A 15,999-nucleotide genomic window follows, 5' to 3' on the forward strand; every position below is an offset into this window, starting at 1 on the left:
AGCGGCGACCCGGGTGAAGGGGGCCGCGGCGGGGGTCCATGTGGTGGACCAGGTCAGCAGTGCGTCGCGGAGGCGGTGCGGGTCGGCCGCGGCTTCACGCGTGACCTGGGCGTCCGCGGCAAGGAGGCGTCGGATCTCGTCGATCCATGCCGCCGGGTCGGGTGGACGGTGCCAGCGCAGCCGCGGGGGCACGGCAGTGTCCGGTGCCTCGCAAGCCGGAGCCGGCATGCCGTGCGTCAGCAGGTGTACGACCTCGCCGGCGCCCGCCACCGACCCCACCTGCTGGAGGAACGCGCCCAGGTCGAGCGGGCCCGGTGTCTGTCCGTCGCCCCGGAGTGCCGCGAACGCGCAGGCCACGGCCAACACGTGGGACGCCTCCGGGTCCTGGCCGAACAGGCGGCCCGCGTCGGTCGCGGGAGAGGTGCGCAGGGCGCGGCCCCGTCCCGTCGCGGCCGTCACGGCGAGCACGCACACGGGCGGGGCGATGAACAGACCGACCACCTCCTCGGCGTGGTCCGGCAAGGACCAGGCCTGGCGCGGCCCGACCGCGGCACGCGCTCCCGGCTGGACGCCGTACGTCCGCCAGATCCGGTTCACCGTGCTCTGGCTCAGGCCGGTCTCGGCGGCCATGGAACGGGTCGACCAAGCCTGCCTGGCGCCGGCGGCGGGGTCAGGGTGCGGACGAGGACGTGTGCCACGGTGTCGTCGTCGGCCGTGGGGGGCCGGGGCGGGGCTGTTCGTCCAGGCCGTCCAGCCGTTCGGCGAGGAAGCGGGCGCGCCACTTGCCGAGGGTGGACGGGCCGCCGACGACAAGATCCGCCGGATCTACCTCGACGACCTGGACCAGGTGCTGCCCGGCTTCGCCGACCACGTCGTCGAGGCCGAGGTGCAGCGCTGGCCCACGGGTGCGCCGTACTGCTTCCCCGGCCGCGGCAGGCTCCAGCAGACGCTGACCCGCCGCAGCGGCCGGGTGCTCCTGGCCGGTGACTACCTCGGCACCCTCTGCACCGAGACCGCGATCCAGAGCGGCCTGTCCGCCGCGCAGGAGGCGCTAAGTCTGCTGGCCACCGACCGGCAGAACGCCCGGCACGGCCTGGCGCCGGCGGGCGCCGCCCGGTGAATCCGCCTCCCCGTTCACTGCTTTGCGGAGCCTCCAGAAAATGTCATCACAGCTGAGCGGTGTCCTGACCGCACTCGCCACGCCGTTCGCGCCGGACGGGGAGATCGACGAGAAGACACTGCGCCGCCTGGTCGACCGGAGCATCGACGGCGGGGTCGACGGCGTCGTCGCCTGCGGATCGACCGGCGAGTTCGCGGCGATGAGCGCGGCGGAACGGCGCCACCTGGTGGAGACCGTCATCGACCAGACGGCCGGACGGGTGCCGGTCGTCGCCCAGACCGGCGCTCCGAGCTCGAGGGAAGCGGTCGGCCTCGCCCGGCACGCGCAGGCCGCCTGAGCCTCGGTGCTGATGGTGGTCACCCCGTACTACGAGCCGCTCACGCTCGACGAGACCCTGCGCTATCTGCGTACGGTCGCGAGTGTCCGTTGACGGACTGGAGGAAACGCTCAAGGACGGCGCGGTGTGCCGGCTCGATGGCGAGGAGCGGCCCCGACTGCGCCGCGATCGCCTGCTGGACGTCGGCCAGGCAGTCCCTCAAGGCCGATGCGAGTGATCGGCGCAGACCCCCCTTCCCGCTGTCAGAGAGCATCGGATCCGCGCCTCGCCCAAGGTGTCCTCGCTGCGCGCGCACCCCCGAACCAACTGGAGCGCCGAGGGCGGCCTGCGATCATGGGACGGCTCATCGTGGCTGCTGGCCTCTGACGAGCGCAGTGGGCAGTGACGCGTCGAGGATCAGATCACGCGGCAGCGCCAGTTCGAAGCGCCGCTCCAGAACGGCGAGCGAGGCACGGTGCGCCGTGTCCCTCTCCCTCTCCTCCGGGATTCCGGCCGCGTCGATTTCAGCGCGGACGAGGTCGGCGCCGGGGCCGGTGATCTCCTGCGACCAGGTGTACATGTACATGTCGAAGCCGCACACATACTGGTCGTCGTGGAAGTAGGCGAATGCGGGTGGCGGGACTTTCGGGTTCTGCTTCTCGTAGTAAAGCTCGAAGACGTGGACCCCGTCTCGGGATGTCCCGTCGTGGTACGCGGGTCCGAGGACGGACGGCCAGTGGCCGTAGGCAATGGCGAATCCCAGGCCGGCGTGGTCGCCGTAGCGCACGGCGATGCTGTCGGCGTCGCCGCGCTCCGCGTCGAGCCCGTCGATGAGCGCTTCGACCTGCGGCCCGGTGGTGGCCTGGACCGGTACGGGGCCGCCGGGAGCGGCGAGGCGGGCGGCGAGCTGTTCGCCGGTCAGGCCCCGGGCCAGCTTGATGTAGTAGCCGAGCCAGGAGATGTCCGCGTCGGCTATCCATGTGATCCCGCCGGAACTCACTGCGTGTCTCCGTTCTCCGGTGTGGCGTGGCCCGGGGTCGGCCCTGCGACCGGCCCCGGGCCGCACATGCGGTGTGCGTCAGTATCCTGCTACCGGATGTCGCACTTGATCGTCGGCTTCGAGGCGTCGCACTTGTCGAAGCCCGGCGTCCTGACGAAATACGCGTCTTGATCGATCAGCCGGAGCTCCTTGGCGAACATGGGGAAGCGGCTCATCGAGGTGGAGTTGACCCACCCGGACATCGCGGACCGGCCGCATACTTCGGACCACGTCGGCGCGGCCGTGCGCTCGTCATCGTACAGACGCCAAGTACCGTCCGACAGCTTGGTGGCGTAGGTCTGCGCGCACTTGTCGCCCGAGGTGACCGGGTTGGTGCCGCCCATGTCGGAGGGCATCCCGCCGCTGTTGTAACTCGCCGCGAAGGTGAACTCGTCACAGGACGGCTTGTCGCCGGCGGAGATGTCGGTCACCGGTGTGGTGTCCGGGTGGCCGGATTTGGCGGCCCAGCCGTCCGGGCAGATGACCCTGCGGTTGGCGTCGGGGTCGCGGCCGTACTTGTTGCGCTCACCGTGCTCGCCCGTATCGCCTCTGCGGTCGGGGAGGTAGCTCAGTGGCGCACCTTCGCGGATCTTGGCCTGGATCAACCAGGCGTGCGCGGCAGCCGCCGGGGTCTTGGCGGTGTTGAACACATAGCCCGGCATGTAGTCCCGGAACACGCAGCCCGCCGGGGAGTACACCATGTCGCAGCGCACGAACACCGGGTTGCCGAGGAAACCCTGACTGTTGTCTGTGGGGAACGTCTCCGGCACCGACGTGGAGAACGTCGCGTACGGTGCGAACGCCAGCGCCTGGGAGAGGTCGGAGTCCTTCTTCCCGGACTCATCCGGGACCCCGCCGGACCACTGCACGGTGGCCGTAGCAGTTTCCTCGTGGGGGTCGATGTCGTAGGAGCCGCCCCACATCAGCTTGCCGTCCCAGGCGTAGGAGGGTTTGTCCGCGCACCCGGCGGAGCACTGCGGGGAGATCGTCAGCTTGATCGCCCCCGGCTGAGCGGGGAACGGCAGGTGTCCGGCGGGCATCGGCAGCGGTGTGACACGGGCCCACAGTTTCAGCTCCGTGCCGGTCAGCGCCGTGCTCATGTGAGAGGAGTACAAGAACTCCTGATAGCCCTTCTCCTCCAGGGCCGCCTCATCGGTGACCTGGACGGAGAACTTCCCGTACATGCACGCCTTGTCGCGGGTGAAGACCGACAGGTAGGTGCCCTGAGTGGCGCCCACTTCGCAGGAGTCGTGCAGCGGCGGGTTCGCGGCCCGCGGGGACTTCAGCCTCGCCCTGGATTCGCGGGCGGCTTCAATGTCTTCCTTCGTGGCCGGCTCCCAAGCGATGCACAGCCGGTCACCCTTCGCGGTCGCCTCACAGTGCTGTTCACCTGCGGCGTCCCTGGTCTGCACGGAACCCCAGCCGGGGACCGGCTGCCAGGAGGTGTCGAACGCCGGGTCCGTCGCGTCCTTCTTCGGCGCCGGGAGGGTGATGTCGACCTGCCGGGCCCGGGTCTTGAACGTCGCGTAGGGCGACCAGTCCGTCTCGTACAGAGAGCCGTCGTAGGCGGAGGTACGGAACGCGTAGGTGGTGGCGGGCTTGAGGTTGCCTTGCGGGACGGTGACCGTGGCCTTCGACCCCGAGGCCACCATCTTTGACACGATGACGCCGTACTCGGCGGACACGTCGCCCTGGTTGGCCGGGTCGGCGTTCTGGCCCGTGAGCTTCACCTTGGCCTTCGGCTTCCCGGCCGAGTCGACGGTCCACACCTCGAAGGTGAGGTTCGCCTTGTCCCCGTCCGGGTCCGTGACCGAGTTGCGCAGCTGCGCCACGGTGCGGTCGACCTGCCACACAGTGCCGCTCTGCTTCCATGTGGGTCCGGCTTCCGGCTTGCTCCCCGAGGCGGGGCGGCCACCGGCTCGGGTGCCCTTTTCCGGCCCGGCGGCCGGCCGCGACGACGGAGCATAGTTCCCGTCCCCGTTGGGAGCCTGGCCGTCGGCGGCAGACGCCACGCCGGTGCCGAGTAACAGGGCCCCGGCGGTGACCGTGGTGGTTATTCGTAACAGGCAGCGTCTTCTTTTCGTCTGTCCAGACACGCTGGTTGGTCCCTTCAGGCCCCGTCCCGCGAGCTCATGGTTGTGCATGCCCCCGGGAAGCAGGCTGGGTTGGTGGATTGAGTCGCGCTGGAACTTTCCTACAGGCCGCCGCGTTGCCGTTCCTAGGTCATCAACTGGGGCGTTCAGCCTGAAACGCAGGTAGTGGACGTGATGAGGCCGACGTTTAGCGAGGGTTGCAGCGCGAATCCTCCAAACCCTGAGCAGCCGCCGCTGTGGATGTCCACCAACCCGCCTGCAGGCATTGAGGGTCAGAGCCGGGGGTGGTGGCTCCCGGCCGGCGGCTACCGTGAGCGACACGGATGACTCCGCGCATCGCTGGTCATCCGCCGCGCGGTCAACCCGGACAAGCGCACGCCCACTTGGGCACCGGTGGCGAGTGGAATGGCCGGTCGACGGTGATCCGGTCGATCGGCGGCAAGGTGCCGTGCCAGGTCACGATGCCTTGGTGACGGCTGTCTTCATCGCCTCGGCGAGGGTCGGGGCGTGGGCGCCCAGAACCTCTCGGCGATGTACCGGTAGGCGGTGGTGGTGCCGACGCCCGGGCCCCGGCGGTGAGCTGGGCGTAGGTGTGCCCGCAGTGCAGGTGGGCCGGCGCCGGCAGGGCCTGCCGACCGGCGGTCAGCCGCCGCCAGCCGGTACCGCGTCGCCGGCGATGGTCCCGCAGCCTGGCCGACAGCAACCGCAGAGCGGAACAGGATTCCGGACGGGATCGCCACGATGACCGCCACCCGGATCCCGCCTCGGAAGATCCGGACCAGGAGCGGGCCAACTCCGCTCCCCGCCAAGCGATTTCATTCGTCTCCGCAAGTCAGAAGCACATGTGGCCGTGCACTACCAGCAGACGAAGAATCCGCTGACGATCGCCGCTCAGGGGCCGCAAGTTCAGCGGCCGCTCTCACGATCCCACTGTCATTCACGGCACTGACCAGCGACACAAGGCGCAGGCGAAGAGCAGAAGGCAGGGCTACGCCTTACACGAGGGTCGGGCACCGGGGCCGCATACAGATCAATCCTCTGAACAGGACTTTTACATCGATCCTTCCGTGAGACGGAAGCCGTATTGCGCCCCTGTGAGCCCGTTCCGGACCATGTCGCCACGACACAGAGACGGGAGCCGGCCCCCATGCCTCACATGACCGCCTTCGCCAGGAACCAGTGGTACGTCGCCGCCTACAGCCATGAGGTCGGGCGCGAGTTGCTCGGCCGGACGATCCTCGGTGAGACGCTCGTCCTCTACCGCACTCAGGAGGACGGGACGCCGGTCGTCCTGCACGACCGGTGTGTGCACCGCCGCTACCCGCTGTCCGAGGCCCCGACCCGCCTCGACGGCGACCGGATCGTGTGCGGGTACCACGGGTTCACGTACGACACGACCGGTGCGTGTGTGTATGTGCCGGGGCAGAAGCGGATCCCGCGGACGGCGCGGGTGGCCTCGTACCCCGTCGTCGAGCAGGACTCCCTGATCTGGGTGTGGATCGGCGACCCGGCGCTCGCCGACCCGCAGGGCATCCCGCGGGCCAGGCACCTCGACTCCCCCGGCTGGGTCACCGTGCGCGGCATGGAGCCCATCGACTGCGACTACGGCCTCCTCGTCGACAACCTCCTCGACCTGTCGCACGAGACCTACCTCCACGGCGGCTACATCGGCTCCCCCGAGGTCGCCGAGACGCCGATCACCACCGAGGTCGACGAGGGCGCCGGGATCGTCCGGGTGAGCCGCCACATGGACGACGCCGAGTGCCCGCCGTTCTACGCCAAGTCGACCGGCATCAGGGGCCGGATCACGCGCTGGCAGGACATCGAGTACCACGCGCCCTGCCTGTATCTGCTGCACAGCCGGGTCGCACCCGTCGGTGTCCTGCCCGAGGCGGACGGCAGCGACCCGAACGGCTTCCACACCGAGGTCACGTACGCCATCACTCCGTCCGGCGACGGCAAGGTGTACGACTTCTGGATGGTCTCGCGGGACTGGGCGACGGACGACGAGGAGGTCACCGAGTTCCTGCGCGGCAACAACCACACCGTCGTCATGCAGGACGTCACCGCCCTCAACCTCCTCCAGAAGACCCTCGGCACCGAGCGCCACGGCTACCAGGAGCTGAGCATCAACATCGACACCGGCGGTCTGGCCGCCCGCCGTATCCTCGCCCGGCTGGTCGAGGAGGGCGAGAAGCCGATGGAGAAGGTCCAGTGACGAGCCCGACCGGCGAGATCTACCGCATCGACTGGCTGCCGGGCACCGACGTCCTGCACGGCACCTGTCACTGCGGCCGTGAGTACACCGCGCAGGACCCGGTGGAGATGTGGGAGTGGATGCTCGCCCACCCCCAGGGGCACTCCCTGGACCAGTCGCAAGGAAGCAGCTCATGACCGTGTACGAAGCCGAACTCGTCGTCGACCGCAAGGAGTTGGCGGCCGACGGCGTGCTCGCCCTCACCCTGCGCCACCCGCTGGGCGAGCAGCTCCCGGCCTGGGAGCCCGGCGCCCACATCGACGTCGTACTCGGGCCGGAGCTGGAGCGGCAGTACTCGCTGTGCGGCGATCCGGCGGACCGCACGCGGTGGCGGATCGCCGTCCTGCGGGAGCCGGACGGGCGGGGCGGATCCGCCCATGTGCACGAGCAGCTGGGGCAGGGCGACAAGGTCCGGGTGCGCGGTCCGCGCAACCACTTCCGGCTGGAGCCCGCCCCTCGCTACCGCTTCATCGCCGGCGGCATCGGCATCACCCCGATCCTGCCGATGCTGGCCGCGGCCGAGGCGTCGGGCGCCCAGTGGACGCTGCTGTACGGCGGGCGTACGCGCCGGTCCATGGCGTTCACCGAGGAGTTGGGGCGGTACGGCGACCGGGTCATGATCGCTCCGCAGGACGAGTCCGGGCTGCTGGATCTGGCCTCGGTACTGGGCGAGGTGCCGGACGGCACGCTCGTCTACTGCTGTGGCCCCGGACCGCTGCTGGACGCGGTGGAGGAGCGGTGCCCGGCCGGGGCGCTGCACGTCGAGCGGTTCCAGCCGAAGGAGCAACCGGGCGGGGAGGACGGCGAGTTCGAGGTCGAGCTGGACCGGAGCGGTCTGACGCTCACCGTCGCACCGGGCGTCTCCGTGCTGGACACGGTGCGGGCGGCCGGTGTGGAGGTGCTCTACTCCTGCACCGAGGGCACCTGCGGGACCTGTGAGACCGACGTGCTCGACGGGACCCCGGACCACCGGGACTCCGTGCTCACGCGGGAGGAGCAGGAGAGCGGCGAGACGATGATGATCTGTGTGTCCCGCTGCCGGGGGAAGCGGCTGGTCCTGGATTTGTGACCGGCTTTGTTATCCGCAGGTCGGCCTCGATCCCGGCGACGGTCGCCAGCAGGGGCGGCAGCAGGTCCCGGCGCACGGAGTCGACGGAGGTGCGGCCGGCGTGCACGGCGATGTTGACGGCCGCGATCACCTCGCCGTCCCGGTCCCGCACCGGGGCGGCGACCGATCTGAGCCCCTCCTCCAGTTCCTGGTCGACGACGGCGTAGCCCTGCCGGCGGACGCGGCGCAGCTCCGCCCGCAGGGCGTCCGGCGCGGTGAGGGTGCGCGCGGTCAGGGGCCGCAACTCGGCGCGGGACAACAGGACTTCGGCCTCCGTCTCCGGCAGATGGGCGAGGATCACCCGGCCCACCGACGTCACATACGCCGGGAAGCGGGTGCCGACCGTGATGGACGCGGTCATGATGCGGCGGGTCGCCACCCGGGCGACGTACACGATGTCGTCACCGTCGAGGACGCACAGTGACGACGACTCCCGTACCTGCGCGACGAGTTGCTCCAGATGCGGCTCGGCGATCTGGGGCAGCGTGTAGCTGGAGAGGTAGGAGTAGCCGAGTTCCAGCACGCGCGGGGTGAGGCGGAAGAGCCGGCCGTCCTGGTGGACGTAGCCCAGATCGGCCAGGGTCAGCAGCAGGCGGCGGGCGGCGGCACGGGTCAGATCGCAGGTGTGGGCGACCTCGCTGAGCGTGCGCGTGGGATGGTCCGCGTCGAAGGAGCGGATGACGGCGAGGCCGTGCTCGAAGGACTTCACGAAGTGCGGGGCGCGGGCTTCGGCGGACATCGCCACCTCCAGAAGTGTCAACAATGCTGTCGGCGAACCCATTGACCTGATCTGTTTGAGACTTCTACCTTCCCGCTGAGCAACTCCGCGCACTACTGTGCGCCTTGCGCACAACCTGTCGGAACACCGTTGCACCGTTGTCTGTACAGGAGGAGCCATGCGTCGTCTGTCGGCCGGTCTCACCGCCGGCGTCCTGCTGCTCGTCGCGACGGCCTGTGGCTCGTCCGACGGCGGTTCGCCGGAGGCGGGGGCGTCGTCCGGCGGTGTCACCACCGTCGAGCTCGGCCTCATCCCCATCGTCGATGTCGCGCCGCTGTATCTCGGCCAGAAGAAGGGCTTCTTCGAAAAGCGGGGCCTGAAGCTGGAGTTCACGACCGCTCAGGGGGGTGCGGCGATCGTGCCCGGCGTGGCCAGCGGGCAGTTCCAGTTCGGGTTCAGCAATGTGACCTCCCTGATGGTCGCCCAGAGCAATGGCGTCCCCGTGAAGGCCGTCGCCAACGGCATCGCGTCGACCGGTGTGCGGGGCAAGGACTTCAACGGCCTCATGGTGAAGAAGGACAGTCCCATCAAGTCGCCGAAGCAGCTTGAGGGCAAGAAGGTCGCCATCAACACCCTGAAGAACATCAACGAGACCGCGGTCCGCCAGGCCGTGCGCAAGGCGGGCGGCGACCCGGACAAGGTGGACCTCGTCGAGATGCCCTTCGACCAGATGCCCGCCGCCCTCGACAACGGCCAGATCGACGCCGCGTGCGTGGTCGAGCCGGCCACCGCCACCATCCGGAGCCAGGGCGGCCGGGAGATCGCCTCGCCGTTGATCGACATCGCGCCGGAGATCACCGTCGCGATGTACTTCACCTCGGCGCAGTACGCGCAGCAACACCCGGACGTCGTCAAGAAGTTCCAGGACGCCACCGCCGAGTCCCTCGCCTACGCCGAGGCCCACCCGGACGAGGCCCGGCAGATCGTCACCACCTACACCAAGATCCCGGCGTCGGTGCTGGACCAGGTGATCCTGCCGAAGTGGCCGAGCGAGCCGAACCGCTCCTCCATCGAGGCCCTGATGAAGCTCGGCCAGGAGGACGGCCTGTTCAAGAAGACGCCCGATCTGGACGCGCTGCTGCCGTGAGGGACGTGGACCTATGAGGGGTGCGAACGTCGCCCTCGGTACGGCCGGGCTCGCGGCCTTCCTCGCCCTCGGCGAGGCGGCGCCGCGCCTCGGCCTGGTCAAGGAGGCGTACTTCCCGCCGACGAGCCGCATCGCCGAAGCGCTCGCGGACGAGGTCGGCGACTCCACCTTCTGGCAGGCGCTCGGCGACACCCTCACCGGCTGGGCGCTGGGCCTCGCCATCGCGGTCTGCGCCGGAGTCGTCGCGGGCGTGGTCGTCTCGATCGTGCCGTACCTGCGCGAGGCGACGGCCTCGACGATCGAGTTCCTGCGCCCGATCCCGTCGGTGGCGCTGATCCCGCTGGCGGTGCTGCTCTACGGCACCGAACTGCAGTCGGTGCTCCTGCTGGTGGTGTACGCCTCCTTCTGGCAGGTGCTGATCCAGACCCTGTACGGCGTCCAGGACGTCGACCCCGTCGCCGAGGAGACGGCACGCAGTTACGGCCTCGACACCTGGGCGCGCGTCCGCCATGTGCTGTGGCCGACGGCCCTGCCGTATGTCATGACCGGTGTACGGCTCGCCGCCGCGGTGGCGCTGATCCTCGCGATCACCGCCGAACTCGTCATCGGCGCACCGGGGTTGGGCCAGCAGATCGCGGTGGCGCAGACCTCGCAGGCGGTGCCGGAGATGTACGCGCTCATCGTCGTCGCCGGGCTCCTGGGGCTGCTCATCAACGTCGGCGCGCGTACGGTGGAGCGGCGGGCGCTGGCCTGGCACCAGTCGGTGCGCGGGGAGGTGGCGGTGTGATCGGGCGCCTGCTGCTGAAGCTGTTCTTCGCCGTCGCGCTGCCCGTGGTGCTCGTCGCCGTGTGGTGGGCGGCGTCGGACGGCAGCAAGGACCCCTTCTGGCCGCCACTGCGGACGATCCTCGACACCTTCCCGGACGTCTGGACGGCGGACCGCCTGCGCACGGACGTCGTGCCGAGCCTCCTGCGGCTCCTGGGCGGCTATGCGACGGCGGCCGTGGCCGGTGTCGCGCTCGGCACCGTCATCGGCTCCTACCGCAGGGTGCGCGCGGTGTGCGAGCCGGTTCTGGAGTTCCTGCGGGCCGTGCCGCCGCCCGTGCTGGTCCCCGTCATCATGCTGTTCGCGGGCATCGGCGACACGATGAAGATCGTTGTGATCGCGAGCGGCTGCGTCTGGCCGATCCTGCTCAACACGGTGGAGGGCGTGCGCGCGGTCGACTCGGTGATGCTGGAGACGGCCCGCTCCTACGGTGTCACGGGAGCCGCCCGCCTGCGCCATCTGGTGCTGCGCTCGGCGAGCCCGCAGATCTTCGCCGGGCTGCGCCAGGCACTGTCCATCGGCATCATCCTCATGGTCATCAGCGAGATGTTCGCCGCCAACAACGGCATCGGCTTCACCGTCGTCCAGTTCCAGCGCAGCTTCGCCATCCCCGACATGTGGACCGGGATCCTCGTCCTCGGTCTGCTCGGCTTCCTGCTCTCCGTCGTCTTCCGACTGGTCGAGCGCCGGGTGCTCGGCTGGTACCACGGTCTGCGCGACACCACCCGGCGGTCCTGAGTGAGCATCGTGGAGGGGCGGTCCATGCTCGACGTACGCGGCCTGAAGAAGGTCTACGAGGGTTCCGGGCGGCGTGTGGAGGCGGTGCGCGACCTCACCTTCACCGTCGACGCGGGCGAACTGGTCTGTCTCGTCGGCCCGTCCGGCTGCGGCAAGACGACGCTGCTGAAGTGCATGGGCGGTCTGCTCACGCCGACGAGCGGCGAAGTGCTCCTGGAGGGGCGCAGGGTGAGCGGTCCGCCGCCCGGGATGGCGTTCGTCTTCCAGGAGTACGGGCGCAGTCTGTTCCCGTGGATGCGGGTCGGCGAGAACGTCGAACTGCCGCTCAGGCAGAAGGGCTTGAGCAAGGCGCGGCGCCGGGAGCTGGTGCGCGACGCGCTGGAGTCGGTGGGGCTGGCGGATGCCGAGGGGGCGTATCCGTGGCAGCTGTCCGGCGGTATGCAGCAGCGGGTCGCCATCGCCCGGGCGCTGGCGTACGAGCCCCGTGTGCTGCTGATGGACGAGCCGTTCGCTGCCGTGGACGCGCAGACGCGGGCCGATCTGGAGGACCTGGTCCGGGGGCTGTGGCGGGAACGCGGCATCACGATCCTGTTCGTCACCCATGACATCGACGAGGCCGTCTACCTGGGCGAGCGGGTGATCGTACTGTCCGCCTCCCCCACAGTCGTGCGGGAGCAGCTGAAGGTCGATCTGCCCGCCGAGCGCGACCAGTTGCACACGCGGGTGGATCCGCGCTTCGCCGAACTGCGTACCCATGTGTACGAGCAGATCCAGGCGGCGAAGCGCGGAACACCTCAGGCCGCGGTCGGGACCACGGTCAGGACAGATACGCCTCCACCTCGCTGAACTGGGCCGCGGACCACCCCGTGTTGCCGGTGACGTGCAGCCTCAGGTGACGCAGGCTCGTGCCGCTCGGCAGCGGGACGGTGACCGTGTTGCCGGTCGCCGGGTCGAAGCGGTAGTCCCGCGCCGGAACCACGGTCGAGTACGTCGAGCCGTCCGTGCTGCCCTGGACCGACAGCGTCTGGGTGCGGGCCTGCCAGACCGACTGCGGCGGCAGCTTCAGCACCAGCCGGCGGACCGCCTCCGTGGAGCCCAGGTCGACGGTCCAGGACTGCGGGAAGGCGTTGTTGGCGGACTCCCAGTAGCTGCCCGCGTCGCCGTCGACCGCCTTGCCGGGCGTGTAGACGTCCTGCGATCCGGTGGCCGTGGCCGGGCGGCCCTTGGCGAGGTTGCGGGCCGGATCCGGGTCCGGGTTGCCCTGGCCGGGCTGGGGCCAGGTCGAGCAGTCGGACCAGGTGCTGCTCCAGCCGGAGTTGCCGCCGCCGTCGGTGAGGGTGAAGGTGCCGGAGCCGGCGGGGTAGGGGCAGTTGTAGATCCCCGCGGCGCCGACGCCGGTCGCGGTGACGTCGCGGAAGGTGGCGGCGCCCTGGGTCTCGGCCTGGACGACGACCGTGCCGGTGTTGCGCACGGTGGCGCCCTCGACGGTGATGTTCTTGGCCGCGTACCCACGCCCGCTGCCCGAGACGAACTCGAAGGCGCTGTACGGGCTGTCCGTGATCGTGGTGTCGGTGATCCGGACGTTCGCCTCGATGGCGCTGTCGTAGGAGTCGACGCGCAGGGCGCCCATCGGATGGTTCCAGTTGGGGTTCATCGCGCCGGTGCGCACGAGGGTGTTGCCGTCGACCGTGATGGTGCCGGCCAGCGGATGGAAGGGGTCCAGGAACTTCTGGTTGGAGATCGCGATGCCGCTGCCCAGGGCGTTGGTGTCGGAGATCAGGTTGTCCTTGACCGTGATGTCGGTGCCGCCGTAGATCGCGATGCCGTTGGCGAGGTTCGGCTGTGTGATCGTGTTGTTCTCGAAGCTGCTGTTCGTGTCCGGCGCGTACAGCGACCACATGGCGAGCGCGTCGTCGCCCTGGTTGCGCAGGAAGTTGTGGCGGACGCGGACGCCACGCGCGTTGCCGTTGAGGTTGAGTCCGTCGGCGGTCATGTCGAGGAAGCGGCTGTTCTCGACGACGAGGTTGTCGTTGTTGCCCATCAGCCAGAGGCCGACCTTCAGGTGCTGCAGCCACATGCCGGAGACGGAACTGTTCGGTCCCAGCGACCCGTTGACGAAGTTGTCGGGGTTGGCGTCGACCCGCTCGGTCACCTCGCCGATCACCGCGAAGTCCTTGATGTGGACGTTCCCGGAGGAGCTCGACTGGTCGATGAAGCGGGAGGTCCGCACGACGGAGTGCCAGTGCCCGGCCCCCTGAAGGGTGACGTTCTGCACGCCGTTCAGGGACGAGGTGAGCCGGTACTCCCCCGGCGGGATCCACACCACCCCGCCCTGCGCGGCGGCGATGGCGTCCCGGAAGGCCTGCGTGGAGTCGCCCTGGCCGCTCGGGTCGGCGCCCTTGGAGGTGACGGAGACCGATCCGGCGGGTTGGCTCGCGGGCCCGGCCGCCTGCTCGAAGTCGGCCACGTCGACGGTGACCTGGACATCGGTCGCCTGGACGGCCACCTTGTCGCCCGCCTGCACGTTCTCGCCGAGCAGCAGGCGGGCGTTGTCGTAGAAGTGGTGGGTCCTGGCGCCCGGGATCCAGCCGGTGTCGACGTAGGAGTACTTGGAGGTGACCGCGAGGGTCTTGGCGATCCGCCGGCCGTTGACGTACACGTCGAGGGTGCCGGACTGGCCGTCGGGGACGCTGTAGGCGACGTTCACGGCGTTGGCCGCGCGCGGCACCGTGAACTCGACACGCTGGCCGGCTGCGAGGCGTACGGCCCGACGGCCGGAGGCCTCCGAGGCGAGGGTGCCCTGCGTGTGGTCGGGGCCGATCTTCGTGCCGGTCGTGGTGGCGGACTCGGCCTCGACCGAGATGAAGGGGAGGGTGGCGCCGGCGGCCGCGTGAGCGGTCGGGGCCGTCGCGGTGAGCAGGCCTGCGGCGAGGGCTACGACCACCGCAGATGGCATGCTCCTGACGGAACTGCGCGTGTGATACGGCATGTACTGCATGTGCTGATCCCTTCGTGGTGGGGGTACGGGGACAGCGGGCCGCGGTCTCAGGCACGCAGCCAGACCGCGGTGTCCTTCGGCAGCCGTCCCTCGTCGTCCAAGGGGCCGCTGGCCAAGCGGAGTTCGGCGTGGGCGGGCAGGTCGGCGGGGGTGTCCCCCAGGTTCACCACGCAGATCACGCCCGGCGCGCGGGTGAAGGCGAGGACGCCGTCGGGGGCGGGCAGCCAGCTGAGGGGGGCGTCGCCGAAGACCGGCCGGAGCCCGATCGCCTCGCGATAGAGGCTGAGCATCGAGCGCGGGTCCTCGGCCTGCCGGTCGACCGCATACGAGGGCCAGTCGACCGGCTGCGGAAGCCACGGCTCCGCGCGCGAGCCGAATCCCGCATACGGCGCCCCGGCCGCCCACGGCAACGGCACCCGGCAGCCGTCCCGCCCCGGGTCGGTTCCCCCGGAGCGGGCGTGCATCGGGTCCTGGATGCGGTCGACGGGGATGTCGGCCTCGGGCAGGCCGAGCTCCTCGCCCTGGTAGACGTAGACGGCTCCGGGCAGCGCCAGTGACAGCAGCGCCGCCGCCCGGGCCCGGCGGGTGCCGAGGGCGAGGTCGGTGGGGGTGCCGAAGGCCTTGGCGGCGAAGTCGAAGCCGGTGTCGGCGCGGCCGTAGCGGGTGACCGTACGGGTCACGTCGTGATTGCACAGCACCCAGGTCGCGGGGGCGCCGACCGGGGCGTGCTCGGCGAGCGTCTCGTCGATGGCCGCGCGCAGCCGTCCGGCGTCCCAGGGGCAGGTCATGAAGGAGAAGTTGAAGGCCGTGTGGAGTTCGTCGGGGCGCAGGTAGCGTGCGAAGCGTTCGGTGTCGGGGAGCCAGACCTCGCCGACGAAGACGCCGTCGTACTCGTCGGCGATCGCGCGCCAGGAGCGGTAGAGGTCGTGGAGTTCGTCCCGGTCGACGTACGGGTGCGGGTCCTGCCCCTCGGCGAGGTCCGGCAGGCGCGGGTCCTTGACCAGGAGCGCGGCGGAGTCGATGCGGACTCCGGCGACGCCCCGCTCGAACCAGAACCGCAGGATGTCCTCGTGCTCCTGGCGGACGGCCGGGTGGGACCAGTCGAGGTCGGGCTGCTCGGGGGCGAAGAGGTGGAGGTACCAGTCCCCGTCGGGCACACGTGTCCAGGCGGGGCCCCCGAACTGGGACTGCCAGTCGTTGGGCGGCAGTTCGCCGTGCGGGCGGCGTCCCGGGCGGAAGTGGAACAGGGCGCGCTCCGGGCCGCCCGCGAGGGCGGCGCGGAACCACGGGTGCTGGTCGGAGACATGGTTGGGCACGATGTCGACCAGGGTGCGGATGCCCAGCTCACGTGCTTCGGCGATGAGTTTCTCCGCCTCGGCGAGGGTGCCGAAGGCCGGGTCGATCGCGCGGTAGTCGGCGACGTCGTAGCCGCCGTCCTTCATCGGTGAGACGTACCAGGGCGTGAACCACAGGGCGTCCACGCCGAGTCCTGCGAGATACGGCAGCCTGGCGCGGACGCCCGCGAGGTCGCCGGTGCCGTCGCCGTCGCCGTCCGCGAAGCTGCGGACGTAGACCTGGTAGATGACGGCGGAGCGCCACCACTGTGCCAAGGCGTGCCGGGGCTGTGCCACGGGGCGGCC

14 protein-coding genes and 1 pseudogene are annotated in these 15,999 nt (G+C 70.2%); 9 read left to right on the forward strand and 6 right to left on the reverse strand.

Annotation, left to right across the window (positions count from 1 at the left end; all coding sequences use genetic code 11):
- Positions 1–484 precede the first annotated feature (484 nt).
- Together AQI70_RS40105 and AQI70_RS11620 are read left to right on the forward strand one after the other, a co-directional pair.
- Entirely contained in the window at positions 485–1,120 is a 636-nt protein-coding gene (locus tag AQI70_RS40105; protein ID WP_244181576.1) for an FAD-dependent oxidoreductase, read from the forward strand.
- 40 nt (positions 1,121–1,160) lie between these two features.
- The gene (locus AQI70_RS11620) at positions 1,161–1,457 is read left to right on the forward strand and encodes a dihydrodipicolinate synthase family protein (protein ID WP_244181577.1); all 297 of its coding nucleotides are present in this window, start codon (positions 1,161–1,163) and stop codon (positions 1,455–1,457) included.
- 343 nt (positions 1,458–1,800) lie between these two features.
- Here the strand turns inward: AQI70_RS11620 and AQI70_RS11625 are convergent, their stop codons facing one another.
- The 3 genes and pseudogenes from AQI70_RS11625 to AQI70_RS40115 form a co-directional block, all read right to left on the reverse strand.
- On the reverse strand, positions 1,801–2,436 hold the full coding sequence (locus tag AQI70_RS11625; protein ID WP_062147212.1) for a hypothetical protein: 636 nt from the start codon (positions 2,434–2,436) through the stop codon (positions 1,801–1,803).
- Positions 2,437–2,525: 89 nt separating this feature from the next.
- Positions 2,526–4,328 carry a hypothetical protein gene (locus AQI70_RS40110; RefSeq protein WP_062147214.1) on the reverse strand — a complete coding sequence of 601 codons (1,803 nt, stop codon included), beginning with the start codon at positions 4,326–4,328 and terminating at the stop codon, positions 2,526–2,528.
- Positions 4,329–4,965: 637 nt separating this feature from the next.
- Positions 4,966–5,277, reverse strand: a pseudogene (locus tag AQI70_RS40115) (IS5/IS1182 family transposase); the annotation flags it as partial.
- 438 nt (positions 5,278–5,715) lie between these two features.
- Between AQI70_RS40115 and AQI70_RS11635 the strand changes: the two are divergent.
- Genes AQI70_RS11635 through AQI70_RS11645 form a run of 3 tightly spaced genes read left to right on the forward strand, consistent with a single transcriptional unit; the run spans position 5,716 to position 7,894 of the window.
- Entirely contained in the window at positions 5,716–6,786 is a 1,071-nt protein-coding gene (locus tag AQI70_RS11635; protein ID WP_208607340.1) for an aromatic ring-hydroxylating dioxygenase subunit alpha, read from the forward strand.
- The gene (locus AQI70_RS11640; protein ID WP_062147220.1) at positions 6,783–6,962 is read left to right on the forward strand and encodes a hypothetical protein; all 180 of its coding nucleotides are present in this window, start codon (positions 6,783–6,785) and stop codon (positions 6,960–6,962) included. The genes AQI70_RS11635 and AQI70_RS11640 overlap by 4 nt, the downstream gene beginning before the upstream one ends.
- Positions 6,959–7,894 (forward strand): PDR/VanB family oxidoreductase, encoded by a 936-nt coding sequence (locus tag AQI70_RS11645; protein WP_062147223.1) that lies wholly within the window; start codon positions 6,959–6,961, stop codon positions 7,892–7,894. The genes AQI70_RS11640 and AQI70_RS11645 overlap by 4 nt, the downstream gene beginning before the upstream one ends.
- On the opposite strand, the gene AQI70_RS11650 is transcribed toward AQI70_RS11645, so the two are convergent.
- Positions 7,809–8,672, reverse strand: coding sequence for an IclR family transcriptional regulator domain-containing protein (locus tag AQI70_RS11650; RefSeq protein ID WP_062147225.1), 864 nt, complete (start codon positions 8,670–8,672; stop codon positions 7,809–7,811). The genes AQI70_RS11645 and AQI70_RS11650 overlap by 86 nt on opposite strands.
- 157 nt (positions 8,673–8,829) lie before the next feature.
- On the opposite strand from AQI70_RS11650, the gene AQI70_RS11655 reads away from it, so the two are divergent.
- The 4 genes from AQI70_RS11655 to AQI70_RS11670 are packed head-to-tail and all read left to right on the forward strand — an operon-like array spanning position 8,830 to position 12,207.
- The gene (locus tag AQI70_RS11655) at positions 8,830–9,798 is read left to right on the forward strand and encodes an ABC transporter substrate-binding protein (protein ID WP_062147228.1); all 969 of its coding nucleotides are present in this window, start codon (positions 8,830–8,832) and stop codon (positions 9,796–9,798) included.
- A 13-nt stretch (positions 9,799–9,811) separates the two neighbouring features.
- The gene (locus AQI70_RS11660; RefSeq protein ID WP_062147231.1) at positions 9,812–10,585 is read left to right on the forward strand and encodes an ABC transporter permease; all 774 of its coding nucleotides are present in this window, start codon (positions 9,812–9,814) and stop codon (positions 10,583–10,585) included.
- Positions 10,585–11,361, forward strand: a complete 777-nt coding sequence (locus AQI70_RS11665; protein ID WP_062148294.1) for an ABC transporter permease — start codon at positions 10,585–10,587, stop codon at positions 11,359–11,361. Before AQI70_RS11660 ends, AQI70_RS11665 begins: the two co-directional genes overlap by 1 nt.
- A gap of 24 nt (positions 11,362–11,385) precedes the next feature.
- A complete protein-coding gene (locus tag AQI70_RS11670; RefSeq protein WP_208607341.1) occupies positions 11,386–12,207 on the forward strand; it encodes an ABC transporter ATP-binding protein in 822 nt (273 codons plus the stop codon).
- Here AQI70_RS11670 and AQI70_RS11675 read toward each other — a convergent pair.
- Positions 12,179–14,317 (reverse strand): discoidin domain-containing protein, encoded by a 2,139-nt coding sequence (locus AQI70_RS11675; protein ID WP_244181578.1) that lies wholly within the window; start codon positions 14,315–14,317, stop codon positions 12,179–12,181. The two genes, AQI70_RS11670 and AQI70_RS11675, sit on opposite strands and share 29 nt — an antisense overlap.
- A gap of 89 nt (positions 14,318–14,406) precedes the next feature.
- A complete protein-coding gene (locus AQI70_RS11680; protein WP_062148297.1) occupies positions 14,407–15,990 on the reverse strand; it encodes a glycoside hydrolase family 13 protein in 1,584 nt (527 codons plus the stop codon).
- Positions 15,991–15,999: the final 9 nt, after the last annotated feature.

It is taken from the genome of Streptomyces curacoi, from assembly GCF_001513975.1.
GTDB classification, from domain to species: Bacteria; Actinomycetota; Actinomycetes; order Streptomycetales; family Streptomycetaceae; genus Streptomyces; species Streptomyces curacoi.

What these genes read in the sequence shown, in the direction of transcription:
- AQI70_RS11620 (WP_244181577.1), top strand. Translation starts at nt 1,161, where the DNA reads ATGTCATCACAGCTGAGCGGTGTCCTGACCGCACTCGCCACGCCGTTC.
- AQI70_RS11670 (WP_208607341.1), top strand. Translation starts at nt 11,386, where the DNA reads ATGCTCGACGTACGCGGCCTGAAGAAGGTCTACGAGGGTTCCGGGCGG.
- AQI70_RS11660 (WP_062147231.1), top strand. Translation starts at nt 9,812, where the DNA reads ATGAGGGGTGCGAACGTCGCCCTCGGTACGGCCGGGCTCGCGGCCTTC.
- AQI70_RS11635 (WP_208607340.1), top strand. Translation starts at nt 5,716, where the DNA reads ATGCCTCACATGACCGCCTTCGCCAGGAACCAGTGGTACGTCGCCGCC.
- AQI70_RS40105 (WP_244181576.1), top strand. Translation starts at nt 485, where the DNA reads ATGAACAGACCGACCACCTCCTCGGCGTGGTCCGGCAAGGACCAGGCC.
- AQI70_RS11675 (WP_244181578.1), bottom strand. Translation starts at nt 14,317, where the DNA reads ATGCCATCTGCGGTGGTCGTAGCCCTCGCCGCAGGCCTGCTCACCGCG.
- AQI70_RS11650 (WP_062147225.1), bottom strand. Translation starts at nt 8,672, where the DNA reads ATGTCCGCCGAAGCCCGCGCCCCGCACTTCGTGAAGTCCTTCGAGCAC.
- AQI70_RS11655 (WP_062147228.1), top strand. Translation starts at nt 8,830, where the DNA reads ATGCGTCGTCTGTCGGCCGGTCTCACCGCCGGCGTCCTGCTGCTCGTC.
- AQI70_RS11645 (WP_062147223.1), top strand. Translation starts at nt 6,959, where the DNA reads ATGACCGTGTACGAAGCCGAACTCGTCGTCGACCGCAAGGAGTTGGCG.